Here is a 23,348-nt window from a genome sequence, read left to right on the forward strand (position 1 = left end):
AAGCAGTACAGAAACAAGGACAAAGGAACGACCATGAACGGACTCATGATGCAGCAGTCGCTGCTGATCTCCTCGCTGCTCACGCATGCCGAGCGGCACCACGGCGAGCAGGAAATCGTCTCGCGCCGCGTCGAGGGCGACATCCACCGCTACACCTTCCGTGACATGGCCGCGCGCTCGCGCCGCATGGCCAATGCGCTCGCCTCGCTGGGCGTGACACGCTCAGATCGCGTAGCCACCCTCGCCTGGAACGGCTACCGGCACATGGAGCTCTACTATGCGGTCTCCGGCTCCGGCGCAGTGCTGCATACGCTGAATCCACGACTGCACGCCGACCAAATGGTGTGGATCGCCGACCATGCCGAAGACCAGGTGCTGTTCTTCGACCTCACCTTCTTGCCGCTGGTGGAGGCCATCGCGCCGCGCGTGAAGACCATCCGCCGGTTCGTCGCGATGACTGACCGGGCCCACATGCCGAAGGCGACCAGCATCCCCGGCCTACTGTGCTTCGAAGACCTCATGGCGGACGCTAGCGAACGCTTTGCCTGGCCTGAGTTCGACGAGAACACGGCGTCATCGCTGTGCTACACCTCCGGCACCACAGGCAACCCCAAGGGCGTGCTCTACAGCCACCGCTCGACAGTGCTGCACACCTTCGCGGCGGCCTTGCCCGACGCGCTGAACTGTTCGGCGAGCGACGTGATCCTGCCTGTGGTGCCGATGTTCCACGTCAACGCCTGGGGACTGCCGTATGCGGCCTGCATGGTCGGCGCCAAGCTCGTGTTCCCGGGCCCGGGTCTGGACGGCAAATCGCTGCACGAGTTGTTTGAGAGCGAGGGTGTCACCGTTTCCGCCGGTGTGCCGACGGTGTGGCAAGGGCTGCTGGCGCACGTCGAAGCCAATGACCTCGGTTTCAGAACCATGCGCCGTACGATCATCGGCGGATCGGCCTGTCCTCCCGCCATGATCCGCAGCTTCCAGGAGCGCTACGGCGTGGAAGTGCTGCACGCATGGGGCATGACCGAACTCAGTCCGCTCGGCACCGTATGCAGCCTCAAGACGCGGCATCTGGCCTTGCCGGACGATCAGCGGTATGCGGTGCAGGCCAAGCAGGGCCAGGCAATCTTCGGTGTCGACATGAAGATCGTCGGCGAGGACGGGCACGAACTGCCCTGGGACGCGAAGTGCAGTGGCGACCTGCTGGTGCGCGGGCCCTGGGTGGTCGCTCAGTACTTCCGCGGGGAGAGCGATCCACTGGTGCACGCAGACGGTAAAGGATGGTTTCCCACCGGCGACGTCGCAACCATTGATGCCGAAGGCTGCATGCAGATCACCGACCGCAGCAAGGACGTGATCAAGTCCGGCGGCGAGTGGATCGGCTCGATCGACCTGGAGAACGTCGCGATGGCGCACCCGCGCGTCGCCATGGCGGCCTGCATCGCGGTGGCCCACCCCAAGTGGGACGAGCGTCCGCTCCTTGTCGTGGTCAAGAAGCCGGACCAGGCACTGACGCGCGAGGAATTGCTGGCCTTCTACGAAGGAAAGATCGCCAAGTGGTGGACCCCGGACGACGTGGTCTTCGTCGATGCCATTCCGCTGGGCGCCACCGGAAAGGTGCTCAAGAACCGCTTGCGCGAGATGTTCAGGGAGCACACATTGCCCACCGTCTAGAGAGCGAAAAGGTCTCCAAGCGGACAGGTCCCTTACTCGACAGCATCTTCGTCGACCACCAGCCCCATCATCCGCGCCCGGTCGACGGCATGCCGTCGCGAGCCGGCCGATAGCTTCGCAAAGAGATTCTTCAGGTGCCACTTGACGGTCTCGTCGCCGACGTCCATGGCCTTCGCGATGTGCTTGTTGGAGTGGCCGGCCGCGACCAGGCGCAGCACCTCGGTTTCCTTGGGGGTCAGCAATCCACCCGGGCTCGCCACCGGCTTGCTGGATAGCGCGCGCACCCGCGGCAATGAGGTCGATTCGGCAGCCGGCGGCTGCCGCGCACTGGCAGATTCGAGCTTGCCGCGAAGGGCGAGGGCGGCCGGATGGGCTTCCTCCACGAACCGCAGGCAGCCACGCATCGAAGCAATGCTCAGCGCTTCCGCGAGCAGGGGCAGCGCCCTGTCCGAGCCGGCCTGGTCGGCCGCGACCGCGCGCAAGGTCTGAACGGTGATTGCCTCTCGCACGAAGTTTGCAGCGCGCGCCAGCTCGGCCGCGCCCGACAGTTCCGCCTGCGCGCTGGCACCGTCGAATCGCGCGATAGCGAGCAGCGCCCGCGCGATCGCGCAGCGCAGCCGGTACTCCCGCAGAAAGGGCAGGTACTCGGGTTCCTCGAAGGTCGGCGCCAGCGCCTCGAGGGCCGGCATCAGCGCGGCGGCCGACTCGACGTGCCCCTTCCGCGCATGCAGGTGGACCCGCATGGACAGGGCGGCGAGCACCAGCCGGGGCATGGCCCGGTCGTGGCCGTGCGATGCCATGCTGTCGAGCACCCCCAGCGCACGGCGCTCGTCGCCCTGCGCGGCCACGAGCCGCGCCAGGGTCTCATAGGCGAGCAGGATCGCATCGGGAAATACGAAGCGCTCCATCACGTCCACCCGATGGGCGAGCAGGGCTTCGGCGCGCGCAACCTCGTTGCGTTCCAGCAGCGCGGCGGCCATGCCGACCGCGTGCAGGCATGCGACGGTGCTACGGCGGCCCTGCGTCCGCTCCGCATGCGCGAGCGGGCCCTGCAGGAGTTCTTCCACGCGGATCGGGTCGCCCTCCCGCAGCAGGGCCACCGTCACGTAGAGCCGGGAAATCGAGAAGACCAGCGCCAGCGTGCGGTTGTCGGCGGCGTCGGGGGCAGGGCTGGTGTCTATGCCATGCACCTGCGCCAGCTCGCCATTGGCCACCGCCAGCACCGCGCAGGTGTTGAAGTAGGCCTGCCGGTGAACCGGGTCGACCACGTAGTCGGGCAGCGCTGGCCAGGGCGCCATGATGGCCGGGATCAGGCCGATCCGGTCCGCACAGGCCTCGGCACAGGAAGCGACCAGCGCAGCCATGAAGGTCAAGGCGGGCTCGGTCGATGCATCGCGCAGAACCTCGTCCGCGATCCGGCGCGCTTCGGCAGGGCGATTGCCGAGCGCCATGACCCAGGCGCCGGTCAGTCGAAGCCGGAGGTCGCCCGCCAGCGTCTCAGGCGCCAGGCGCGGGATCCATTGCAACGCCTCCGCCAGATTTCCGCTGGTGGCCACCGACCACAGGCCCTGACTGGCACAGGCCTGCGCGAGCCGATCGTCGCCGGCCGCCAACGCATGTCGGGCCGCGTCCGGGAAAAACCTGCGCTGCGCCAGCCACTGGGCGGCATGCAGATGCAGTTGCGCCTTCTCCGCCTCGGGAAGCCGCTCGAAGCGGCCCAGCAGGAAGTCGCGCGCGAGCGCGTGAAGCCGCATCCACCCCTGCGACTCGGTCACGGTGAAGATCGGCGTGTCCGCCATCATCTGTTCCAGCCATGCCGCCGCCATCGGGCTGCCCGTCGTCGCTTCACAGAGTTCACGCGACAGGGGGTCGAGGATCGCGATGCGCGTCAGGAATGCCGCGACGGATTCGGGAAGGTGGTCGAGCAGCGATTCGATGAAGTAACGCTCCAGGTCGCCGCTGCGGGCGGACAGCGCCAGCACGGCAGTGTGATAGTGCGGCGAGCGCTCGATCGCCGCGGCGGCCAGCTGCAGGCCGATCGGCCAGCCCTCGGTCATCTCATGCAGCCTGACGCAGTCGTCGAGCTCAAGGCGCTTGCCGAAGCGCTTGCGCAGCAGGGCGATGGCATCGTCGAGGTCCAGGCGCAGGTCGTCGACGGTAACCCGCGCGCACTCGCCGCGGGCACTCAGCTCGACGGTGGGCAGCACAAGCGGCACGCGGGTGCCGACAACGACCGTCAGGTTGGCGGGCGCGTTCATGAGCAGATAGGCGAGCGCGTTGCGCGCCGTCTCTTGCGGCAGGTTCTCGCCGTCGTCGAGGACGATGACGGTAGGCGCCGCGAGGCTGGCAATCTCCGCCAGCACCGCGGTCAGCGCATCGAGTGCGCGCTGTGGGTCGTCCCCATATTCGAGCGCGATGCGATCGAAGCTCGAACGCCCGCTGGCGGTGCGCATCGCGTGAGCGAGCACGCGAGCAAAGCGGATCGGGCCGTCCTGCGCATCGAGCGTCGCCCAGGTCACGAGCGCGCCGCGCTCCAGCCAGAGCAGGCGCCACTGGATGAGCAACGTGGACTTGCCGAATCCGCCCGGCGCACAGACTTCGATGAACGCGCGTTCCCGCACGTCGTCCCATACCTGGGCCAGCCGGGGGCGCGCGATCACCATGCGATGGGCGCGTGGGGGCGTTGTCTTCAGGACGATGCGGTCTTGGTCCATCGTTGACGAGGCGGCCGCGGTGCCGAGGCCTCCTGCGAATGCTGTTGCGCGCTGAGCGTACCGCGAAATGTCTCGTTCGGCGCCGCCCTTCGGGGCCGCTTGGCCCCCCGTGCTGGGGGGGGTGACGCAGCGCGAGCGCGCATACCTTCGGGTTTTCCCATGGACCACTGGCTCTTCCGAAAGGCAAGCATGAATTTTGAACGCGTGGACACCGGCTTCATGGACGACGACGCGTACCCGTGGATGCCTTTCGCGCCCTACAGCGACCTCGTGATGATCAAGTACTTCAGGGCGGACCCGATTCGCGGCGAGATCATTGCCCTGTTCAGGCTGCCGCCAGGTGTATCGCTGCCGATGCACCACAACACCGGGACCACCATCGTCTACACGGTGCAGGGCAAGTGGCGGCATCTGGAAACCGACTGGATCGCTGGCCCTCGCAGCGTGGTGTTCGAGCCGGCGTCCTCGCGCCACACCCCGCTGGCGATTGCCGAGCAGGAGGGCGACGTGATCGTCCTCAACGTGATCGTCGGGGAGACGCACTACCTCGACGACCGGGGCAATACGTTTGCCATCGAGAACTGGAAGACCGCGGTCAACCGCTACATCGCATTTTGCAAGGCCCAGGGCCTCACGCCCAAGGACATCACCAGTTTCGCAGGCTGACCCTGCCGCCCCCCCGTGGTGGGGGGGTCGAAAAAATGCCCAAAACCTAAAGTCGACCCACTGCTCAAGTTCGAGCGTAACAACATCAGGAGACCCCCCATGAGTTCCATCGGCTTCGATCCCAAGTACCTGCAAGGCGGCGACACGCCCTGGCTGCCCTTCACCCCCTACAACGCGGACGTCGGCATCAAGCTCCTGCACGTCGACCAGTCGCGCGGCGAGATGGCCCTGCTGATGCGCGTGCCCGCCGGCACCTTCCTCGGTGCGCACAATCACCGCGGCCGCGTCGTGCTCTACACGATCCAGGGTGGCTGGCGCTACATGGAGCATGACTGGGTCGCGCGTGCCGGCGACTTCGTGTATGAGACCGCCGGTTCGCGCCACAGTTTCCAGGGCGAAGCCGGCGACGACGCGCTCCTGTTCGTGCTGCTTGATGGCTCGCTGGAGTTTCTCGACGAAGCCGGCAACGTCGCCGCGATCGAAGACTGGCGCTCGATGCTGGAGCGCCTGAACGCGCACTGCAACGCGAACGACATTCCGGTGCCCGAGCTCTCGGAGTTCCCCAAGGCGCACGCCTGATCACGCTCAAGGCAGGAGTCACGAAATGAACAACCAGGCAATGAGCGGTCGCCGCATGGCCGGCTGGGCTGGCCTTCTGGCGGCACCGCTCGGGCTCTTCAACATCGCCACCTTCCTGTCGGTGACCAACGGGAACACGGCGGCGCTGCTCGATCCGTCCTATGCACTCGCCTTGCCTCCCTCGGCGCAGGCGCTGTTCACAGCCAGCATGATTGCCGACACGCTCGGCTTCTATCTGTTGCCGGCGATGCTGGGCGGCTATCTCGCGACCTGCCTGCCCGCCGAGCACCGTGCACGCGCAGCGCTCGCCTGGCCATGCCTGCTGGTCTTCGCGGTCCTCGGCATCCTGGGCGCACTGCTGCAGATGGCGGGCCTGCCCGCCTTGTCGGCGGCCAATGCAGCCGGCTTACCCGGCGCGGGCGCTGCCTGGATCACCATCGTCAACGTTGCGCAGAATGGCTTGTGGTGGTTCGAGATGCTGCCCTTCGGCATCTACGCGCTGCTGTGCGGGTCGTCGCTGCGGGCCGCGAAGTTCGGCTTCGGTACCCTGCTGATCGCCGGCGGCTTCCTCGGGCTGCTCTACTGGGTGCTCACGATTCCAGGCGTGGACAGCGTGGTGCCGGGCGCCGCCGTAGGCGCGGAGGCGGCAGGGCTTTTCGCCTTGCTCACCATCCTGGCATGGGCCTTCATGACGGGTTGGGCGGTACTGCGCAAGGACGCCGGTGCGGCCGATGCGATCGTTCTGCCGAACCCACTGTCGCAGGCCGAGCCTGCCAAGCAGCGCTGAGACAGATCGGCGCCTCGCGTCCAAGGAGTCATCCATGAAGCACCTTCGAGCTTTCTGGCCCGAGATCGCCGTCGCAGCCTTTGTATTGACCGTGGCCGCTTCGTCGGTCATGGTTCCCCCACCGGAACGCGGCGTCGTGCTGGCTGCCGGGATGGGCAGTGTGCCCAGTTACCCCGATGCGCCCATTCGCGCGCGGGCCCTCCTGCCCTGAGCAGGTTCCGGGTCAACCCAGGAGAAATGAAATGAACGTGCAAAGCAACAGCCACGCCGAGGGTCCAATTGGCCTTCGCGACACCTCGAAGGCCAATGGCACGGCGATGAACGTCATCTACCACCTGTCCTATATCGTCGGACTCGTCTTCATCATTGGAGAGACGATCAAGCGCGGGCCGGGCTACTTCGCGATCAACGCGACCACGATGTTCGAGGACTACCTGGGCGGGGCCGTGCTGATCGCGGCCGCGCTGTTCTGGCATCGCCGACATAGCCTGGCTCCGAAGTTGATGTCGGCGGCCTGGGCCTACTCTCTGGGCGGACTCTTCGTACCCTTCTTTGCCCATCTGGAAGCGGCGTTGCGCGGCTACACCATGCGTCCGGATCAGCCGTACCAAGACACCGCCTCGATCGTGATCAAGGGTGTTCTGTGGCTCATCTGCCTGGTCTGCACCTACGTGAGCTTGCGCAGCAGCGATCGGCCCACGGCGGGAGCGGCCCGATGAAACAGCTTCGTCGCAACCTGCTTGGCGCGATCGGCCTGCTCGCGCTGTCGACCACGCTGGGCGGATCATGGGCGCAGCCTGCGGCCCCGGCCGCCAACGCGCAGCCGGCGCCGCGCTCCGCCGCTGCACGTCCGCCGAACCTCAAACTGATCAATGGCCAGTGGTTCAACGGCACGGAGTTCGTCGCCGCCACGATGTACACGCAGGGTGGGGTCTTCCGCGAAAAGGAGCCCGCGAAGGTCGACGAGACGATCGACCTCGGCGGCAAATTCGTCATCCCGCCATTTGCCGATGCGCATCTCCATTGGCTCGCGGGCCCCGGGACGCCGGCCTACTTCTCCGAGGTCGTCGCTGCCACCCTCCGTTCCGGTCAGTTCTATGCGCTCGATCTCGGAGGCATTCCCGAGTTCGCCCCCCGGCTGGATCCTCTGGTGAACCGACCGAACGGCGTCGATTTCATCAGCGCCCAGCAACGCTGGACGGCCGTCGGCGGCCATGCCCCGGTTCTCTACACCACGCTCGCCAAGCGAGGCGGCATCGGCATGCATGCGGATCACCTGGAAAATGCCGCCTACTTCCTGGTCCGGAACCAGGCCGACATCAAACGCGACTGGCCGATCTTCCTGGCGAGCAAGCCCGCGATCGTGAAGCTCGATTTCGTTGCGAGCGAGGAATACGACAAGCGAGCCGACAACCCGGCTTACCTCGGCATGCGGGGCATCAATCCGAAGCTGGCGGCCGAGATCGTGCGCCGCGCCCATGCCGCAGGCTTGCGCACCACGGCTCACATCCAGAACGGACCCGACTTTCATAACGCGCTCATGGCGGGGTTGGACGCAATCGCCCACATGCCGGTCGGCGAGTTCAGCTTCGTCACTGATCCCAAGACCGGGCAACCGGCGCGCAAATTCGCTACCAATCAGAACTATCGCTACGTGATCGCCGAAGACGACGCGCGCTTCGCGGGCGAACACCAGATCCCGGTGACCACCACGCTCGGTCGGCTCGGCAATCTGCGGCAGACGAACCCGGACGAGGTCAGCCTGGTCGAAAAGGAAGTCATCCTGCCGAACCTGAAGATGCTGCGGAAGTACAACGTGCCGGTGTTGATCGGGACGGATGACGTACCGGTTCTCGATGGGCCGAACAAGGGCAAGATGCTGCTCGACGAGGTGGCGTACGTTGCCAGTCTGGGCGTCTACAGCCCGTCCGAAGTGCTTCAGATGGTGACGCAGACGACGCCCCAGTACATCTTCCCGAAGCGGAAGATCGGGTTGCTGCGCGATGGCTACGAGGCGAGCTTCCTGGTCTATGCAAGCAATCCCCTGACGTCTCTCACGGAAGCTGGCGCCGGCCTCCAGGCGCCGGGGGCGATCACCATGCGCTTCAAGCAGGGACACGCCATCACGGTGGCAGGCGAAAAGACTCCGTAAGCGCATCGCGTTTGTCGCTGGAGGATGCCAATGAAACTGCTCAAATCCTTGGGTCTGCTCATGCTCGCCCTGCTATGCGCGATGTCGTCGGCGCGGGCTGCCACGCGCCCACCGAACATCGTGCTGGTGCTGATGGACAACCTGGGCTATGGCGAGCCTGGCGTCTACGGCGGCGGCATCACCCGTGGTGCGCCAACGCCGCGCATCGATGCGCTGGCGCAGCAGGGCATGCGCCTGACCAACTTCAATGTCGAGGCGCAATGCTCGCCCAGCCGCGCGGCGCTGATGACGGGTCGCTACGCGGTGCGCACCGGCAATGGCTCGGTGCCGATCGACACACCGCTGTACGGATTGACGCAGTGGGAAGTCACCATTGCCGAAGCCCTGTCGACCCGGGGCTACGCCACTGCGGCCTACGGAAAATGGCATCTCGGCCACACCGATGGTCGCTTCCCCACCGACCAGGGCTTTGACGAATGGTACGGAATTCCGAACTCATCCGACGAAAGCTACTGGAGCGACAACCCGCTCGTCGACGGCAAGACGGTGCATCCCTATGCCAGGCCGGAATACCTGATGGAAGGGCAAAAGGGCGCCGCGCCGAAGCCGGTCAAGGTCTACGACCTGGAGCAGCGCGCGCTGGTCGATGGCGAGCTGACCCGGCGCGGCATCGACTTCATGCGTCGCCAGAGCAAGGCCGGCAAGCCCTTCTTCCTCTATCTGCCGCTGACCCAACCGCACTATCCGACGCGGCCCAGTCCCGAATTCAAGGGCAAGACCGGCAACGGCGACTTCGCCGACGTGCTGGCGCAGACCGACGCCTACGTCGGCCGCCTGCTGGATGCCGTCGACCAACTGGGTGAGCGCGACAACACCATCTTCATCTTCACTTCGGACAACGGACCGGAAATGTTCCTGCCCAACATCGGCTCGAGTGGCCCTTGGCGCGGCACTTACTTCACGGGCCTCGAAGGTTCCTTGCGCGTTCCCTTCATTGTCCGTTGGCCGGGCAAGGTGCCGGCGGGCGCAGTCAGCAACGAGATCGTTCACGAGATGGATGTGTTCCCCACGCTGGCCCGGTGGACCGGCGCGCAGGTGCCGCAGGATCGGATCATCGACGGCGTCGACCAGGGAGACTTTCTGCTCGGCAAGGCCGAGAAGTCCAGGCGCGAAGGCTTTGTTGTCTATGTCGGCAACGAGATCTACGGCGTCAAATGGCGCAACTGGAAGATGATGAGCAAGGAGGTCGGCACCGGCTACGGCGAGCCCGTCCGCAGCTACGGCGTACCGCTTTTCTACAACCTCCTGACCGACCCGAAGGAGGAGCACGCCGCCGACCCGCGCGTGCTGGAGAACTTCTGGGTGCGCTATCCGGCCGCGCAGGTCCTGGCCGAACACATGAAGTCGATGAAGCAGGAGCCTCCTGTACGACCCGGCACACCGGACCCGTATCTGCCTTCGCCATAGCCCCATCGCTTGCCCGGTTCACCTCGGTCGAGGGCGACAGCATGTCGCACGGGCGTTGGCACCCGCCGATCTCGTCAAGTCATATCAACAAACGCAGGAGAGAACTCGTGAAGAAATCTTTCGTAGCCGCGCTGGCCCTCCTGGGCGGCCTGTGTGCGTCCGTGGTCTCGGCGCAAGTCAAGGGCGTGTACTGGACCACCAGCGGCTATTTCGGCCCCTTCCCGATCGTGGCGCTGATCCCGGGCCTGCCCAAGGAAAAGCAGCGCGACGTCAAGATTCCCGTCAGCATGTTCATCATCGATCACCCCAAGGGCCTGGTCGTGTTCGACACCGGACCCAACGTGGCGGTCGCAGACGGCATGGACAACTGCAAGAAGTACTGGCCGGCGATCTATTGCGAGTTGTTGAGGCCCACACAGACGCGCGCTGACCTCATCGACATGCAGCTGCAGAAGCTCGGCTACTCGGTGGACAAGGTCAAAGTCGTCGTGACCTCTCACACGCATGGCGATCACGTCGGCAACATCAAGATGTTCCCCAACGCCATCCACGTGATGCAGAAGAAGGAGCTCTACCAGGGCTGGTGGCCGGAGAAGTTCCAGGGCCGCGACGGTACCGGTTCGGTGGCGGCATTCGTCATGGGCGACCTGGCGGGTGCGCGCGAGTTCAACTACCTCGAGCTGGAGGGCGACTACGACCTCTTCGGTGACGGCAGCGTGATGATCCTGAGCACCCCCGGGCACACCCTGGGCCACCAGTCGATGAAAGTCAAACTGCCCAGCGGCAAGACGATCGTGATGGCGCAAGACGCGATCTGGCGAGCGGAAAACCTGGAGGGATACCTCGGCAACATGAACTACAGCTCCAACGACTTCATGAAGTCGGTGGATCGCCTGAAGTTCATTCGCGACCTGGAAGACGCCGATCTGCTGATGAGTCACGACGACGTGCAATACAAGGCCAAGGGCGGCGGCTGGCTCAAGTAACTCACCGGGGCGGGACCGAAGGTCGGTCAGCCAGCCCAAACAAGGAGTCTCTTCATGTCCATTGAACAATTCAAGGTCGGTCTGGCTGATCTCTATCAACGCGAGACGGCCGGCGAGGTCGCGCTCACGCGCTTGCTCGAAAAGTACGACACGCCGCGGCAGCAATACGTGCTGGGTTCGATCCTCCAGCTCGAGACCGAGACCAAGGCACGCCTGCGGCCGGCAGTCCTGAGCCTGGGCATCAGCCTGGTGGAGATGCAGACATACCGAGACCAGGGAGACGAACTCGGAAAGGCCATCGACGGCCTGACGTGGGAACAAGCCGTGCCCATGCTGGCAGCGGCCATGTCGAACTTCGTGCGCGAGTATCGCGAGATCGCCAGCACGGCGCCGCCGGAGTACCGCGATCTGGCGGACTCCATGGTCGCGCACGAGGAGTCCATCGAACGCTTCTTCGTCATGGAAGCAGCCGGCGAGCATGAGCACGCGATCGACAGCGTGGTGAGGCAACTGGTGTATCCATTGCCGAAACCCGTTTGAACGTCGACAAGGCATCGAGGCCCATGGTTCATCTCGAAGCGGTCTCCAAGCGCTACGGACCGCGCACTGTCGTCCATGACCTCTCCTTCGACGTCCGAAAGGGCGAGATCGTCGGCTTCCTGGGCCCCAATGGCGCAGGAAAGACGACGACGATGCGAATGATCGCGGGCTTCACGACGCCTTCGAGCGGGCGCGTCACCGTCGCAGGCTTCGACATGGCGACGCAGAACGTGGAAGCGGCGCGCCGGATCGGCTACCTGCCTGAGAATCCGCCCCTCTACGACGTGCTGGACGTGTCGAGCTACCTGCGGTTCGTTGCGAAAGCCCGCGGCGTGCCACGCGTCGAGACCGCTGCGCAACTGGATCGGGTCATCGCGGCGTGTCACCTCGAGGCCGTAGTGCGCAAGGAGATCTACAAGCTCTCCAAGGGCTACCGGCAGCGGCTGGGGCTCGCGCAGGCCCTGCTGGGCAATCCCGAAGTCCTGCTGCTCGACGAGCCCACCGCCGGACTCGATCCCGCGCAGATCCACGAGACCCGCGAAGTCATCCGTGCCTTCGGGCGGGACCATGCCGTGCTGCTCAGCACCCACATCCTTCCGGAAGTCACCATGATCTGCCAGCGGGTCGCCATCATCAACGGCGGGCGTTTGCTGGCGGTCGACACCCCGCGAGGGCTGCAGGAGGCATCCGAGCAGACGGGCAGTGTGACGCTCGACGCGATCGCTCCCGAGTCGGACCTGCGTGAGGCCCTGTTTTCGCTTACCGGTGTGACGGCGGTCGTCATCCGGCCGATGCACGCAGAGGAAGGGCTGCTGAGGGTCCAATGCCAGATCGATGCCAGCGAAGGCGTCGAGGCGCGCATCGCGCGGACCGTCGCCGCGCGCTGGAACCTGCGCCGGCTAGAGCGATGCGAACCCACGCTGGAGAACGTGTTCCTTCGCTATGTCACGCAAGACGGCCGGGCAAGGGACGCGGCATGAACGGACTTGTCGCCATCTACGTCAAGGAACTGATGCAGTACTTTCGATCGCCGATCGCGTACTTCGTCGTCGCTGTGTTTCTCCTGGGAACCGGCTACTTCTTTCTCTACAACATCTTCCTCACCGGGATCGGCACGATGGACTCGACGCTGCAGAACATGGGCATCCTTCTGATCACGCTGGTTCCGATCCTCACGATGCGTCTGTTTGCTGGCGAATACAGCGCACGGACCATGGAACTGCTCATGACCCTGCCGCTTCGCGCGTGGCAGATCGTGCTGGGCAAGTTCCTTGGTGTCATGACGATCTTCGCGCTGATGGTGCTCGGCACCAGCATCAATCTGGTTCCGCTGTACCTGCACGGCAATCCGGAGAGCGGGACGATCCTGGCGGGCTACCTGGGCTTCTTCCTGCTTGGGACGGCCTGCCTCGCCCTGGGACAGTTTCTGTCGGCGTTGACGCAGAACCAGATCGTCGCAGCGCTGGTCACCGCCAGTCTGCTGCTCGGGCTGTGGTTTGTCGGGCATTTGCAGAACTTCCAGGGCACGGCGTTGCTGCGGGACCTGCTCGGCTATCTGTCCTTTGCACAGCATTTCAATGAATTCGTCAGTGGGCTGGTCCGTAGCGAGGCGGTGGTTTTCTATCTCGTCGCGGCTGGCGTCGCGTTGACGCTCAACACCGCTTATCTCGACTGGAGGCGCTGACATGAAGGCGTCCTCCAGATTCGGCATGCGACGCGGTGCGATCGCACTCCATGCATTGGGGGTGGTTGGGATACTGGTCGCGGCGGCCTACCTGTCGGTGCAGTTGCCGTTCCGCGTGGACATGACCTCGCAAGGGCGTTACTCCCTGTCCGAGCCGACGACGCGGATGCTGGAGCGTTTGGACAAACCGGTGCGCATCACCTTCTTCAACGACCCGATGATGCGAGAGACCGTCGACCTCTACCGGATGATCGCGGCGCGCTCGGACAAGATCACGCTCGAACTCTTCGACCCCATGCTCAATCCGGCGCAGGCCAGGATGCGTGGCGTCGAGTTCGCTGGCACCGCCATCCTGGAAAGCGAAGGCCGCACGCTGCGTGTCAACGGTCCGGGCGAGACTGAGATTGCCAACGGCATCCTGCGAATCTCCCAAGGTGTCCAGCAACGCGTGTGCTTCCTCGATGGCCACGGAGAGCCTGACCCGTACAGCCTCGAGTCGCACGATCACATGGAAGGCACGGCGGGCCACGTGCACGGACTGGGCGCGAGGGTCGATGTGCACGAGCGCCACGGCATCGCCAAGGCCCGCCACGGGCTCGAGACGCTGAACTACACCGTCGACAAGGTCGCTCTCCTGAAGGGCGGAAGTTCGCTCGACCGGTGCGCGGTGCTGGTGGTCGCCGGCCCCAAGCAGCCGCTGCTCCCGATGGAGATCGCTGCTATCCAACGGTACCTGACCGATGGTGGCAACGCCATGTTCATGCTCGACCCCTTCATCCGCACGGGGCTGGAGCCGGTGGTCCGGAGCTTCGGCATTGTGCTGGACGACGACCTCGTGATCGACGAAGCAAGCCACTTCTGGACGGACGTCTCGGCTCCCGCTGTCACCGATTACAACCGGCACGCCATCACAGATCGGCTTGCGTTGACCTTCTTTCCGGGCGTGCGTTCGTTGTCGTCAACGCCCGCGCCCGTTGCGGGAACGTCTGTCAGGCCCCTGGCCAACTCCTCCAAGTCGAGCTACGGCAGCGTCAACTCCGAGCGGATAGAAGTCAAGGACGGCGACGGGCAATCAGGTCCGCTCACGCTCATGGTGGCCGCGCTTCGGCGGCCCGAGCTCGTTGCGCCTGCGGAGCTGTTGTTGCGTGATCTTCGCGGCGAGCCGGCGTCCGAAAGCGCTGATGCGATCGGATCCGGGCCGCAAGCCGCGGTGCAGAAGCAGTCCCGCATCGTCGTGGTCGGCGACTCGGACTTCGCCACCAACTCGTTCTTCAGCATCATGGGCAACGGCAGCTTGTTCCTTAACGCCGTGAACTACCTGGCCGCGCAGGAAAACCTGATCGGGCTCGAGCCGCGAACCTACGACGTGCCGCGCGTCAACCTCACGAACCGGCAGATGCGCGCGACGGTCTTCCTTTCGGTCTTCCTTGTTCCGGCGCTGCTCGCATTGATTGGCATGGCCATGTGGTGGAGGCGCAGATGAATCCAGGCCGCACCCGTTCGCGCCTGCTTGTGATCTGGGGGCTTCTGGCCGTGATGATCGCGGTGATCGTGGTCGTCCAGACCGCCGGAGACGCCGGATCGCGGCCGAGCGATCACGACGATGCGCATGTGAGCGAAGGAATTCGCTGGCTGCTGCCTGCTCCGATCGATCAGATCGGCGCCATCGAAATCGTGCATCAAGGCGTGCTCCATCGCTTCGAGCGCGATTCGGCGGGCGCATGGATCTACCATCGGCCGCATGGGGTGGAAGGTGTGCACCATCATCGAGCGGATCCGACAACGGCCCAGACGATCGAGAAGGCGCTGGCCGGGTTCGGCCGCGCCCGAATTGAGCGGACCTTCCCGATCGAAGCAGCGATCGGCGTCATTCCACTGCAGAACACGCAGGTGCGCGACTACGGAGTCACTGTCCCTTCGATCCTCGTGCTGGTGTATGCATCGGGGGGCTTGCAGCCCTGGGTGCAGTATGCGATCGGCGATGTGGCGCCGGACGGCTACAGCCGCTATGTGCTTCCGGTCGGAAGCCGGATGGTCGCAACGATCGCGAACTACCAGGTCAGCAATCTGCTGGACCTGATCGCGGCTGTGGCGAGCGCCGGGAGGTAGCGCGATTTCGGCTCAGGACACTGCGCGATCGACAAAGAGCGCGATTCCGACCGTGAGGATAACGACAGAAGTTGCCATGACGGCGCGTGGCTCCGACTCGCGTTTTCTCATCGTCAGCAGGATCGGCAGGGCTAACAGCACGGCCATCGCCTGTCCCGCTTCGACGCCCAGATTGAAGCTGAGAAGTGACCAGACGAGACCCTCGCTCGGCAGCCCGACTTCGCGCAAGACATTGGAAAAGCCGAAGCCGTGAACAAGCCCGAACACGAAGCTCACGGCCCACCGATGCGAGACGGCCTTTCGCATGAACAGGTTCTCCGCAGCCACATAGGCGATCGACAGTGCGATCGTGGCCTCGACAAGGACTTCCGGCAACGTCACGATGTCGAGCGCGGCCAACGCAAGCGTGATGCTGTGCGCGACGGTGAAGGCAGTGACGATCTTGAGGAGCGACCACAGGTTGCCGCCCCGCAAGATCAGCGCGAGCAGAAAAAGCAGATGGTCGTAGCCTGTGAGGATGTGCTCGATGCCAAGCACGAAGAAGCTGCCTGCGCTCCGAGGCGAGTTCGCTTCCGCCACCTCGATGCGCAGGTCGCGGGCCTGCGTCATGAAGACGAAGGGCTGGCTGCCGCCATGCCACTGCACGTTCGCGATGGTGTGATATTGCGTGCCCAGCACGTCGGGGAGGTTGTCCTGGACCTCCAGTGTCCGAGGAGACTCCGCGCAAGTGAAGCGCAGCTCCAGCGTGACGAGCGCCCCCTCTTGTGGCGGCGGCGTCAATGAAGAGTCACCCGGCGCGCACGCCTTGCCGTTGCTACTGATAGTGATCTTTTCCGGAACCGCCCACAGGAGCGCGGAATAGTCCAAGCGTGTGCCGGAGGCTTGCGGAACTATCTCGACGGCGCCTTGCGAGGCGATGGCCGAGACCGAGAGTTGCAGGCGATAGTGGATCAACTGCCCCTCGACACTGATCGCGGCCAGTCCCTTGTCCACTGTATGGGCCGGCGCGCTCGACACCGCCAGGGTGGTTGCGAGGGCGGCCGCGAAGCGAAGAAATCGATGCATCGCCCGATGCTAGTTTTGGACTGGAAGCTCAGCCCCCCCATCAGTGGGGGGGCGCGGATTCCTGCCAGACCTATCCTTCGCAGCCGATGCACAGCGGGTTTCGCGCTGCAGAGAACGAACGTGGTTGGAGACGAAGATGGAAAAGAGTCGGACGCCAGTGGCAGACGAAGCGACGGCGAAGGAAGGAGTGCTGACTCGGCGCCACTTCCTGGGCACGGCCGCCGGCGGTGTCGTGATGAGCGCTGTGCCCAGCGTGACTTCCGCGCAGGCATCGCAACGTGATGATGTCATCGATGTAGTCATCGTCGGCGCAGGGCTTGCCGGACTCACGGCCGCTCGCGATCTGCGGCGCGCCGGTTGTGAGTCATTCCTGGTTCTCGAAGCGCGCGATCGTGTGGGAGGCAGGACCTTCAATCACGACCTCGGCAATGGCTACATATCCGAAGCCGGGGGGCAGTGGATCGGACCCGGCCAGACGGCAGTCGCGGACCTGGCGCGCGAACTGGCGGTCGACACGTTCACGACGTACTACGAGGGAGAAACGGTTCTTTTGGCAGGGAACGGCCGTGTTGCCATGGATCTTCATGGCACGTTCGGCACCGATCCCAGGATCGCCGCCCAGTTGAACGAAATGGCGCGCTCGGTTCCGTCGGGTTCCCCTTGGAAATCGACGCGGCGCGCTGAGCTGGACGCGATGACGCTCGGCGACTTTCTGGCCAAGCAGCAGCTCAAGCCTGAAGACCAGATCGGCTGGGACATGACGTCCCTGCTGTCCGGCGGCACGCTGCCGGCCAAGATGGGCCTGCTGCATTTCCTGTCGATGATCAATTCGGCCAATAGCAAGTACGAGCAGCTCGATTCGATCAAGGACAGCGCTCAGGAGACCCGCTTCGTGGGTGGATCGCAGGTCTTGAGCGACAAGATGGCGCAGGCGCTCGGGGACAAGGTGAGGCTCTCGTCGCCGGTCCGCCAGATCCGCAACTGGAATCAGGACATCGTCAGCCTGAAGACCGACAAGGGCATCGTGCGCGCGCGGCGCGTGGTCCTTGCCTTGTCGCCCACACTCTGCAACCAGGTCAAGTTCGACCCGCCATTGCCCGCGCCACGTGCCGAATTGCAGCGACGCTGGCCGTCGCATGCCCCGGGACGCAAGACCGCGCACGTCTACGCCAAGCCGTTCTGGCGCGACAAGGGGCTCAGTGGTGGCATCCTGCAGGTCAACGGGCCACTGATATGGGCCTACGACAACTCGCCGCCCGATGCATCCATGGGCGTCATCAATGCCTTTGTCGTTCAGTCGATGCTGCCGGACGATCCGAAGCTGGCTGAGCCGATTCTCTCGGGGATCTTTGCCCAGGCCCTCGGCAAGGAGGCGTTGAAGCCACAGCAGTTTCACGATCTCGACTGGGGTCACGAGCAGTGGACCATCAGCTGCGTCTCTCCGATCCCGCCGGGGTTCTGGTCCCGCCACGGTGAGGCGCTTCGTCCGCCCGTCGGCAAGTTGATCTGGTCGGGAACAGAAACCTCCGACATCTGGGCCGGCTACATGGACGGTGCGGTGCGCTCGGGCCATACCGCAGCGCTGCGAGCGCTCCAAGCCTTGCGAGAAGTCTGATCAGGGTTGCACAGAATGACTCCTTTCAAGAATGTGCGCGCACGTCGTGCGCTCAAGTGGGGCGCACTGGGCCTCCTTGGCATCATGGTGCTGGCGGGCATCGCCTTCGGTCCCATGTTGCTGGGCTACTACCGCTTTGCGGAATCCGTAGAGGCGACCAGCAAGGCGAGCACCGCCGCAGGCGGCGAATGGCCTCGGCGTTCCGATGCATGCCTGCCGTGCCACGGCGTCAACGGGAATCCTTCTTCACCGGGCTACGCGCGACTCGCGGGTCAGCCGAAGGACTATCTGGTTCAGCAACTCAGCGCCTTCGCGAGCGGCGCACGAGCGAATCCCGTCATGTCGCCGCTCGCGATCGATCTGACCGCCGAGGAGATCAATGGTCTCGCAGACTTCTTCTCGTCCCAGCCCCCGAAGGGCCATGCACGCTTTGTCGTCGATGCCGCGCGGGTCAGGAAGGGCGAGTTGCTGGCCAAGTCAGCCGCCTGCGCCGCTTGTCATGGCGCTGAATTCCAGGGACAGGGAACGAATCCACGCCTTGCCGGGCAGGGGAGCACCTATCTTGCCAAGCAATTGCTCGATTTCAAGAGCGGCGCGCGCCGCGACGCTCAAGGGGTGATGGCCAGCATCGCCGGCACGCTACCGGCTGACGATGTCGAGAGCTTGGCGCAATACCTTGCCACGGTCGGTGTGCCTGCCGTTCAATAGCCAGCAGATTCTTTCGAACGAATGAAGACCCAGCGAGTGGTAGATGAAGCGAAACATCAAAGCGCATCACGCGCAGAAGGACAACCATATGCAGCGCCGAAACCCCAGATCCATCCTCCTCGTCGCGGCAATCGCCGCCCTTCATCTGATAGGGGGGTGTACGACGAGCAATCGTGCCGCCGAGGCGAGCACGAAGACAGTACAGCTCTCGGCAACGGGAATGAACGCAGGTCAGATCGGCAAGGCGTTCCTGCGCCCGGACTCTGATGCCACCGTAGTGACCATCGAAGTGTCGGGGCTCAGCGTCGCGACGACATCACCGTTGCAGCTATACATGGCTGTGTTCGAGGGTCGATGTGGGGCCCTTGCGCCAAGTCCCAAGTACAGGCTCGACAAGATCGTCCTCGTGACCGATGCAAACAACCCTACGTCGCTGTCGTCGGGCAGCGGACCTTTCCGCTTGACCAATACAGCGCCTGCAACGTTGACTCAGCTGACCAGTTCGCCCCATGCCCTGGTGGTCCGGACGAGTCCCGCAGACATGAACCGAGAGGTGTTCTGTGGGAATCTTTGAGGGTCGCCGACGTCGCGTGAATTCGGCGTGTGGATGGCAACGGGCGCAGGGAGACATCGCGGGTGAACGGCTGCTTCCTCATGTCGCGAATCGGATCTTCTGGCGAAGCCGCCCCTGGCAGCAGCGAGTTTCTCGCTCCCAAAGCAGTCGTTCAACGCCACAAGATTCGGGCGCTTCGAGATGATCAGGCTTGCTTGGTGATAGGCGGAAGACGATAGGACCCATCCAGCACCGACGTCCTGGGCCCGTAGAGGCGCATGGTCACGTTGAAAGGGCCCGTTGGGGCGGGAAGCCAGTTGGATGTGTCGTCGGGCTTCGTGCTCTGAATAACGATGCTCAATGAACCGTCGGCGCCCGGCTTGAGCCCGTCGGTGGTGCTGCCGATGCTGCAGCGCCCGAAATCGTTCTCGACGAAAAGCATGTCGGCACCGTACATCGCCAGGTTCCAGAAGACCGATACCGGAGGTTGCTCGCCCATGCCGTAACTCAAGACATACCGGGTCGCTCCATCCAGTTTGTCACCGTGCGCATCGACGGCGCAGTTGGGATAGATGACTTGGTCCGACAGTTGCGCGCCGAGTTCGTACTTGGCGAGCGCCGCCCGAAGGGCGAGGTCATGTCCGGCGCGTCCGCCAGCAAAGGTGTACTTCCAACCGTTCGTCGTCTCTCCCGTCGAAGCCCACGCCGCATCGACGATCTGCTCGCCTGACGCGACCGCTCGGGCAAGGCCCCGTTTCGCCGGCTCACCAAGGCAAAGCCATCGTGGCGAGGATGTCCCGGCCTGCGCCGCCATATTCCTCGGGCACGTTCCTTCGGAGCAGCCATGCGACGCTTTCGGGGCCAGAGTCCCAATGCGGCTGGTTTGATGGTTGCCACTCGATGTGCTTGGTCCCCGAGACGGGCCAGGCCCTCAAGCGACGGAACGGCCTACGTCTGCACCCCATTTCGGAACCGGTCGTCGATGCTGAAATCTCCATGGCACCGGAATGACAGGTATCGGAATCACAGCGTTGGTTCGGCGGGTGGCGGCGGAAGCAAACGCTGCAAAGCCAGCCTTCCACCGCTTTGATGGGTGGGCACTGCCCTCCAAGCGGTGGCCCTGGTGAGGTCGAAAACACTTTACATCATTGTGTTTCGAGAATTTCCGTGTAGAACAATGCACCTGCACACAAGGACACAATGGCAAAAACTCAGCCGGTCACACTCGAAGAATTGAGCGAATGGATCACGGACAAGGCTCGCAGGACCTCCGGCTGCACGGGCCTCAAGGTGAGCGTTCAGTACAAGCTGGCGAAGTCCGACCACGCCGGAAAGAACTGGTCCGACTCCCTGGTCGTCAACACGGGCGACTGCAGTATCGACGATGCTTTTGCCGCGATCGTGAATGCGCAGCGCGACGCTATCGGCCGCTTCCACATCTCGTAGCAAAACCTCCGGCCGAGAGGGGCGGAACGCGGAGCGCGCAGGCGTTGATCTCAAGCTCTGACCCTTGCCAGTGTCAACGCCTCCTGCGATTTTGCAGATTCGACCGCGATGGCCTGTATGACTTTCAGGGTGTCGGCGTCGATGCGCAGCTGCCCTTGCCACAGCGCGGACTTGACCATGCTGATGTCGCCGGGTCGGCCTTTATGATTGGGCGCGCACAACTCGAAGGCCTCGAGTCGACCTCGAATATCGAGATCGTTCGGAATCTGATTGAGACGGTCGATCGCCTGCGAAATGGTCATGGACATGTGGTGCCTTTCAGGCGATGTGGAGCGTAGAGTGTGCGGCATTCGCAAACGCGCGTTGTCCTGAATGCCCTTATTTCGCTTCCCGTCGCCTGATCACACGGCCAATGCACTACGATGGCAGCGACCTTGATCTCTGCTGCCAGCGCCGCCAGCGGTTCTTCAATTGTGTGACGCGCCTCGTTCGATCGAACGCGAGCCGTCCTCTGCAACGATGATTTCCATCATCACCCGAAAGCTTAGATCTTGACCGATGAATCGACATTTCATGAATCGTCGGGCACTGTCCGTTTCTGGGTGCCGATAGGCGAGCAGCACGTCGGTGCGAGTGTCGGCAAGGAGACACTCCACTATCGCTATCACCCGACCGGGCGTGACGACACGCCCCTGTCGACCTTTGCCGACCATCTTCAGGAAATCCATGCCGCGGTGCGCCGCCGGGTCGCCAGCGGCTCGGTCGAGCCCGTCATGCTTCGCGATGCGGACTTGCGCGCCTTGCCGACGGCGCCGTAATCGATGACGCTCGACAAGAACTCCCTCATTCTTTCCCTCCTTCGTGACCGCTCGCCGCAGTTTGACTCCGAGCTGGCCCAAGCCGGCTCGGTCTCCAGCGCAACGATGCAGGCGCGCCTGGAAATCCTTCAAGATCAGGGACTCGTGTCCCCCGTTTGACACCGTCGCTCCCGGCGCGGACGATACGGCGACGCCGCAACGACGGCAATGCCTGACGACCAAGGGTAGGGCACGGCTTTTCAACGAAGCGGCCCTCGAGATCACGCTGACATCCTTCAAGGTGCCGGCGCACGGCGTCCGCTTGAAACATCTCTTGGGCGAAAGGTTCTCCCAGCTCGCAAGCACCCACGCCTATCGAAAAGCGGACACGGGAGCACGGGATCCGTCGCGCGCTTTTTCGCGTCCCAAAAATCGGAAATAGGGATCAACCGTTGGCGCGTGCGTGCTCGAGTACCCGCTTCAGTCGGCTGTACGCCTAGCTATTCGTCGCTCGGCGGCAGCTTTCAGGACTGGCCAGCTTTCGAGACTCAAAATCGCTCCAGGATGGCCCTGCGATGCAGAAGCGCGAAGCAGTGTTTCGGCGCGAGTCAGGTCCGCCAACGAACCGTTCTTGATCGCTCTGCTGTGAAGGTCCATGAAAAGCTGGTGCTGCGCATCTGAGTCGCCGAACTGCGCTTGCTTCTCACACTCCGCGATATCCGCCGCATGCAGTTCGGCTGCCTCGGCTTCGTAGTCCCTAATGCCGATTTTCTCGACGCTGTAGAGGTCGATAAAGGAGAAGACCAAGCGACCAAGCTTCATCTCAGCCTCTTCGGCAGACCCTTCACGGAGAACCGCCACCGCGGGACATACCCCGCCAAACTCCTTCGCTCGAATCGCCGCAGTGCTCTCTACATCAGCTGAATAGAAGATGACCTTGCCGAGTTGTTCGTCATAGTGAATCACCAAGTCTCTCTTCTTGCCTGCCATGTGGGTCCCCAAATCGGTGGGATGGGCCATTCTGCTACACAGCGAAGGGCGGTTCTGAGCATGCCGCATGGCCGCATCGGGCCCGAAGCGCCGGGTAGCCGACAAGGCTACAGTCGGCCAGGAGCCGACGGTCGCCGTCACCGCTCAAGCCGCCTTCGTTTAAGCTCTATCGACAAAGTTTTTTGAGGCTTCGCCATGCTCCAAATGCGACCCGGATGTGAGTGCTGCGACCGAGACTTGCCTCCGGATTCAGCCGATGCTCGCATCTATTCCTTCGAGTGCACCTTCTGCAGCGACTGCTCAAACCGGCGCCTCGCCGGCATGTGCCCGAACTGCGGCGGGGAATTGCTGCCGCGCCCATCCCGGCCCGCCGTCAAGCTTGAGAAGTACCCGGGTTCGACCACGCGCGTGTTCAAGCCCGAAGGTTGCGCGGCAGCACCTTGACCTTCACTTCGCGCGCTCGTTCGCGCCGGCCGACTTGTGGTGAAACGTCGGTACGAGCGCTCGTCGACCCGTCCTCGCTAGCCATGAAAATCGAGGAAGCACGCCCCTCCGATGCGCCAATGATTGCCTCCGTTTTGCAAGAGGCGGCGCAGTGGCTCGTCAGCGGTGGCAGAGCGCTGTGGTCGGCAGCCGAGACTAGCCATGAACGCGTCCTTCAAGACACGAGCGCTGGGCTCTACCACGTTGCCCGTGACGGCGAGCACTTGGCTGGGGTCATGAAGTTCGAGTTGGAGGACACCTTCTTTTGGCCCGAAGTTCTGCCGGGCACCTCGGCGTTCGTTCACAAGCTAGCCGTACGCCGAGCATGGGCGAAGA

26 protein-coding genes and 1 pseudogene are annotated in these 23,348 nt (G+C 63.9%); 22 read left to right on the forward strand and 5 right to left on the reverse strand.

The annotated features are described in order from the left end of the window. Positions 1-33: 33 nt before the first annotated feature. Positions 34-1,671 (forward strand): 3-(methylthio)propionyl-CoA ligase, encoded by a 1,638-nt coding sequence (locus AC1D3B_RS28290; RefSeq protein WP_478193988.1) that lies wholly within the window; start codon positions 34-36, stop codon positions 1,669-1,671. Between the two features lie 32 nt (positions 1,672-1,703). Here AC1D3B_RS28290 and AC1D3B_RS28295 read toward each other — a convergent pair whose 3' ends face one another. Further along, a complete protein-coding gene (locus AC1D3B_RS28295) occupies positions 1,704-4,385 on the reverse strand; it encodes a helix-turn-helix transcriptional regulator (protein ID WP_478193989.1) in 2,682 nt (893 codons plus the stop codon). 189 nt (positions 4,386-4,574) lie between these two features. Between AC1D3B_RS28295 and AC1D3B_RS28300 the strand changes: the two genes are divergently transcribed. From AC1D3B_RS28300 to AC1D3B_RS28360, 13 genes are all read left to right on the forward strand, one after another. Then, the gene (locus tag AC1D3B_RS28300; RefSeq protein ID WP_478193990.1) at positions 4,575-5,051 is read left to right on the forward strand and encodes a 2,4'-dihydroxyacetophenone dioxygenase family protein; all 477 of its coding nucleotides are present in this window, start codon (positions 4,575-4,577) and stop codon (positions 5,049-5,051) included. A gap of 99 nt (positions 5,052-5,150) precedes the next feature. Then, the gene (locus AC1D3B_RS28305) at positions 5,151-5,630 is read left to right on the forward strand and encodes a 2,4'-dihydroxyacetophenone dioxygenase family protein (RefSeq protein ID WP_478193991.1); all 480 of its coding nucleotides are present in this window, start codon (positions 5,151-5,153) and stop codon (positions 5,628-5,630) included. A 25-nt stretch (positions 5,631-5,655) separates the two neighbouring features. Next, entirely contained in the window at positions 5,656-6,417 is a 762-nt protein-coding gene (locus tag AC1D3B_RS28310) for a hypothetical protein (protein WP_478193992.1), read from the forward strand. Between the two features lie 34 nt (positions 6,418-6,451). After that, positions 6,452-6,628, forward strand: coding sequence for a hypothetical protein (locus AC1D3B_RS28315; protein WP_478193993.1), 177 nt, complete (start codon positions 6,452-6,454; stop codon positions 6,626-6,628). A 31-nt stretch (positions 6,629-6,659) separates the two neighbouring features. Further along, positions 6,660-7,136 (forward strand): hypothetical protein, encoded by a 477-nt coding sequence (locus AC1D3B_RS28320; RefSeq protein ID WP_478193994.1) that lies wholly within the window; start codon positions 6,660-6,662, stop codon positions 7,134-7,136. After that, positions 7,133-8,569, forward strand: a complete 1,437-nt coding sequence (locus AC1D3B_RS28325; RefSeq protein WP_478193995.1) for an amidohydrolase family protein — start codon at positions 7,133-7,135, stop codon at positions 8,567-8,569. The genes AC1D3B_RS28320 and AC1D3B_RS28325 overlap by 4 nt, the downstream gene beginning before the upstream one ends. An 81-nt stretch (positions 8,570-8,650) precedes the next feature. After that, positions 8,651-10,036, forward strand: coding sequence for an arylsulfatase (locus AC1D3B_RS28330; RefSeq protein ID WP_478194018.1), 1,386 nt, complete (start codon positions 8,651-8,653; stop codon positions 10,034-10,036). A gap of 107 nt (positions 10,037-10,143) precedes the next feature. Next, positions 10,144-11,022 carry an N-acyl homoserine lactonase family protein gene (locus AC1D3B_RS28335; protein ID WP_478193996.1) on the forward strand — a complete coding sequence of 293 codons (879 nt, stop codon included), beginning with the start codon at positions 10,144-10,146 and terminating at the stop codon, positions 11,020-11,022. 54 nt (positions 11,023-11,076) lie between these two features. Beyond that, positions 11,077-11,562: a hypothetical protein gene (locus AC1D3B_RS28340; RefSeq protein ID WP_478193997.1), complete on the forward strand. Its 486-nt coding sequence runs from the start codon at positions 11,077-11,079 to the stop codon at positions 11,560-11,562. Positions 11,563-11,585: 23 nt separating this feature from the next. After that, complete coding sequence (locus AC1D3B_RS28345) at positions 11,586-12,542, forward strand: ABC transporter ATP-binding protein (RefSeq protein WP_478193998.1); 957 nt, start codon at positions 11,586-11,588, stop codon at positions 12,540-12,542. Next, the gene (locus AC1D3B_RS28350; protein WP_478193999.1) at positions 12,539-13,246 is read left to right on the forward strand and encodes an ABC transporter permease subunit; all 708 of its coding nucleotides are present in this window, start codon (positions 12,539-12,541) and stop codon (positions 13,244-13,246) included. The genes AC1D3B_RS28345 and AC1D3B_RS28350 overlap by 4 nt, the downstream gene beginning before the upstream one ends. Position 13,247: 1 nt before the next feature. Then, positions 13,248-14,729: a GldG family protein gene (locus AC1D3B_RS28355; RefSeq protein WP_478194000.1), complete on the forward strand. Its 1,482-nt coding sequence runs from the start codon at positions 13,248-13,250 to the stop codon at positions 14,727-14,729. After that, positions 14,726-15,355, forward strand: coding sequence for a hypothetical protein (locus tag AC1D3B_RS28360; RefSeq protein ID WP_478194001.1), 630 nt, complete (start codon positions 14,726-14,728; stop codon positions 15,353-15,355). Before AC1D3B_RS28355 ends, AC1D3B_RS28360 begins: the two co-directional genes overlap by 4 nt. Before the next feature lie 12 nt (positions 15,356-15,367). On the opposite strand, the gene AC1D3B_RS28365 is transcribed toward AC1D3B_RS28360, so the two are convergent. Next, positions 15,368-16,420: a HupE/UreJ family protein gene (locus tag AC1D3B_RS28365; RefSeq protein ID WP_478194002.1), complete on the reverse strand. Its 1,053-nt coding sequence runs from the start codon at positions 16,418-16,420 to the stop codon at positions 15,368-15,370. A gap of 136 nt (positions 16,421-16,556) precedes the next feature. Between AC1D3B_RS28365 and AC1D3B_RS28370 the strand changes: the two genes are divergently transcribed. The 3 genes from AC1D3B_RS28370 to AC1D3B_RS28380 are packed head-to-tail and all read left to right on the forward strand — an operon-like array spanning position 16,557 to position 19,317. Next, positions 16,557-18,035 (forward strand): flavin monoamine oxidase family protein, encoded by a 1,479-nt coding sequence (locus AC1D3B_RS28370; protein WP_478194003.1) that lies wholly within the window; start codon positions 16,557-16,559, stop codon positions 18,033-18,035. A 15-nt stretch (positions 18,036-18,050) separates the two neighbouring features. Next, entirely contained in the window at positions 18,051-18,743 is a 693-nt protein-coding gene (locus tag AC1D3B_RS28375) for a c-type cytochrome (RefSeq protein WP_478194004.1), read from the forward strand. A 43-nt stretch (positions 18,744-18,786) separates the two neighbouring features. Then, positions 18,787-19,317 carry a hypothetical protein gene (locus AC1D3B_RS28380; protein WP_478194005.1) on the forward strand — a complete coding sequence of 177 codons (531 nt, stop codon included), beginning with the start codon at positions 18,787-18,789 and terminating at the stop codon, positions 19,315-19,317. Positions 19,318-19,501: 184 nt separating this feature from the next. Here the strand turns inward: AC1D3B_RS28380 and AC1D3B_RS28385 are convergent, their stop codons facing one another. Beyond that, positions 19,502-20,110 carry a DUF1214 domain-containing protein gene (locus AC1D3B_RS28385; protein WP_478194006.1) on the reverse strand — a complete coding sequence of 203 codons (609 nt, stop codon included), beginning with the start codon at positions 20,108-20,110 and terminating at the stop codon, positions 19,502-19,504. Between the two features lie 386 nt (positions 20,111-20,496). On the opposite strand from AC1D3B_RS28385, the gene AC1D3B_RS28390 reads away from it, so the two are divergent. Then, positions 20,497-20,742, forward strand: coding sequence for a hypothetical protein (locus AC1D3B_RS28390; RefSeq protein ID WP_478194007.1), 246 nt, complete (start codon positions 20,497-20,499; stop codon positions 20,740-20,742). Between the two features lie 50 nt (positions 20,743-20,792). On the opposite strand, the gene AC1D3B_RS28395 is transcribed toward AC1D3B_RS28390, so the two are convergent. Then, on the reverse strand, positions 20,793-21,050 hold the full coding sequence (locus AC1D3B_RS28395; protein WP_478194008.1) for a hypothetical protein: 258 nt from the start codon (positions 21,048-21,050) through the stop codon (positions 20,793-20,795). A gap of 243 nt (positions 21,051-21,293) precedes the next feature. On the opposite strand from AC1D3B_RS28395, the gene AC1D3B_RS28400 reads away from it, so the two are divergent. Both AC1D3B_RS28400 and AC1D3B_RS28405 read left to right on the forward strand, forming a co-directional pair. After that, complete coding sequence (locus AC1D3B_RS28400; protein WP_478194009.1) at positions 21,294-21,560, forward strand: DUF1488 family protein; 267 nt, start codon at positions 21,294-21,296, stop codon at positions 21,558-21,560. Between the two features lie 3 nt (positions 21,561-21,563). Further along, positions 21,564-21,719, forward strand: coding sequence for a hypothetical protein (locus AC1D3B_RS28405; protein WP_478194010.1), 156 nt, complete (start codon positions 21,564-21,566; stop codon positions 21,717-21,719). A gap of 300 nt (positions 21,720-22,019) precedes the next feature. Here AC1D3B_RS28405 and AC1D3B_RS28410 read toward each other — a convergent pair whose 3' ends face one another. Then, a complete protein-coding gene (locus tag AC1D3B_RS28410; protein WP_478194011.1) occupies positions 22,020-22,529 on the reverse strand; it encodes a hypothetical protein in 510 nt (169 codons plus the stop codon). A 195-nt stretch (positions 22,530-22,724) separates the two neighbouring features. On the opposite strand from AC1D3B_RS28410, the gene AC1D3B_RS28415 reads away from it, so the two are divergent. Together AC1D3B_RS28415 and AC1D3B_RS28420 are read left to right on the forward strand one after the other, a co-directional pair. Then, positions 22,725-22,973: a DUF1272 domain-containing protein gene (locus AC1D3B_RS28415; RefSeq protein ID WP_478194012.1), complete on the forward strand. Its 249-nt coding sequence runs from the start codon at positions 22,725-22,727 to the stop codon at positions 22,971-22,973. 83 nt (positions 22,974-23,056) lie between these two features. Continuing rightward, positions 23,057-23,348 (forward strand): annotated as a pseudogene (locus tag AC1D3B_RS28420) (GNAT family N-acetyltransferase); the annotation flags it as partial.

The sequence above is a fragment of the Variovorax sp. P5_A3 genome (assembly GCF_056400665.1).

What these genes read in the sequence shown, in the direction of transcription:
- AC1D3B_RS28395 (WP_478194008.1), bottom strand. Translation starts at nt 21,050, where the DNA reads ATGTCCATGACCATTTCGCAGGCGATCGACCGTCTCAATCAGATTCCG.
- AC1D3B_RS28415 (WP_478194012.1), top strand. Translation starts at nt 22,725, where the DNA reads ATGCTCCAAATGCGACCCGGATGTGAGTGCTGCGACCGAGACTTGCCT.
- AC1D3B_RS28350 (WP_478193999.1), top strand. Translation starts at nt 12,539, where the DNA reads ATGAACGGACTTGTCGCCATCTACGTCAAGGAACTGATGCAGTACTTT.
- AC1D3B_RS28380 (WP_478194005.1), top strand. Translation starts at nt 18,787, where the DNA reads ATGAAGCGAAACATCAAAGCGCATCACGCGCAGAAGGACAACCATATG.
- AC1D3B_RS28340 (WP_478193997.1), top strand. Translation starts at nt 11,077, where the DNA reads ATGTCCATTGAACAATTCAAGGTCGGTCTGGCTGATCTCTATCAACGC.
- AC1D3B_RS28365 (WP_478194002.1), bottom strand. Translation starts at nt 16,420, where the DNA reads ATGCATCGATTTCTTCGCTTCGCGGCCGCCCTCGCAACCACCCTGGCG.
- AC1D3B_RS28405 (WP_478194010.1), top strand. Translation starts at nt 21,564, where the DNA reads ATGACGCTCGACAAGAACTCCCTCATTCTTTCCCTCCTTCGTGACCGC.
- AC1D3B_RS28390 (WP_478194007.1), top strand. Translation starts at nt 20,497, where the DNA reads ATGGCAAAAACTCAGCCGGTCACACTCGAAGAATTGAGCGAATGGATC.
- AC1D3B_RS28370 (WP_478194003.1), top strand. Translation starts at nt 16,557, where the DNA reads ATGGAAAAGAGTCGGACGCCAGTGGCAGACGAAGCGACGGCGAAGGAA.
- AC1D3B_RS28325 (WP_478193995.1), top strand. Translation starts at nt 7,133, where the DNA reads ATGAAACAGCTTCGTCGCAACCTGCTTGGCGCGATCGGCCTGCTCGCG.
- AC1D3B_RS28385 (WP_478194006.1), bottom strand. Translation starts at nt 20,110, where the DNA reads ATGGCGGCGCAGGCCGGGACATCCTCGCCACGATGGCTTTGCCTTGGT.
- AC1D3B_RS28410 (WP_478194011.1), bottom strand. Translation starts at nt 22,529, where the DNA reads ATGGCAGGCAAGAAGAGAGACTTGGTGATTCACTATGACGAACAACTC.
- AC1D3B_RS28290 (WP_478193988.1), top strand. Translation starts at nt 34, where the DNA reads ATGAACGGACTCATGATGCAGCAGTCGCTGCTGATCTCCTCGCTGCTC.
- AC1D3B_RS28305 (WP_478193991.1), top strand. Translation starts at nt 5,151, where the DNA reads ATGAGTTCCATCGGCTTCGATCCCAAGTACCTGCAAGGCGGCGACACG.
- AC1D3B_RS28295 (WP_478193989.1), bottom strand. Translation starts at nt 4,385, where the DNA reads ATGGACCAAGACCGCATCGTCCTGAAGACAACGCCCCCACGCGCCCAT.
- AC1D3B_RS28300 (WP_478193990.1), top strand. Translation starts at nt 4,575, where the DNA reads ATGAATTTTGAACGCGTGGACACCGGCTTCATGGACGACGACGCGTAC.
- AC1D3B_RS28320 (WP_478193994.1), top strand. Translation starts at nt 6,660, where the DNA reads ATGAACGTGCAAAGCAACAGCCACGCCGAGGGTCCAATTGGCCTTCGC.
- AC1D3B_RS28315 (WP_478193993.1), top strand. Translation starts at nt 6,452, where the DNA reads ATGAAGCACCTTCGAGCTTTCTGGCCCGAGATCGCCGTCGCAGCCTTT.
- AC1D3B_RS28330 (WP_478194018.1), top strand. Translation starts at nt 8,651, where the DNA reads ATGTCGTCGGCGCGGGCTGCCACGCGCCCACCGAACATCGTGCTGGTG.
- AC1D3B_RS28310 (WP_478193992.1), top strand. Translation starts at nt 5,656, where the DNA reads ATGAACAACCAGGCAATGAGCGGTCGCCGCATGGCCGGCTGGGCTGGC.
- AC1D3B_RS28345 (WP_478193998.1), top strand. Translation starts at nt 11,586, where the DNA reads ATGGTTCATCTCGAAGCGGTCTCCAAGCGCTACGGACCGCGCACTGTC.
- AC1D3B_RS28360 (WP_478194001.1), top strand. Translation starts at nt 14,726, where the DNA reads ATGAATCCAGGCCGCACCCGTTCGCGCCTGCTTGTGATCTGGGGGCTT.
- AC1D3B_RS28375 (WP_478194004.1), top strand. Translation starts at nt 18,051, where the DNA reads ATGACTCCTTTCAAGAATGTGCGCGCACGTCGTGCGCTCAAGTGGGGC.
- AC1D3B_RS28355 (WP_478194000.1), top strand. Translation starts at nt 13,248, where the DNA reads ATGAAGGCGTCCTCCAGATTCGGCATGCGACGCGGTGCGATCGCACTC.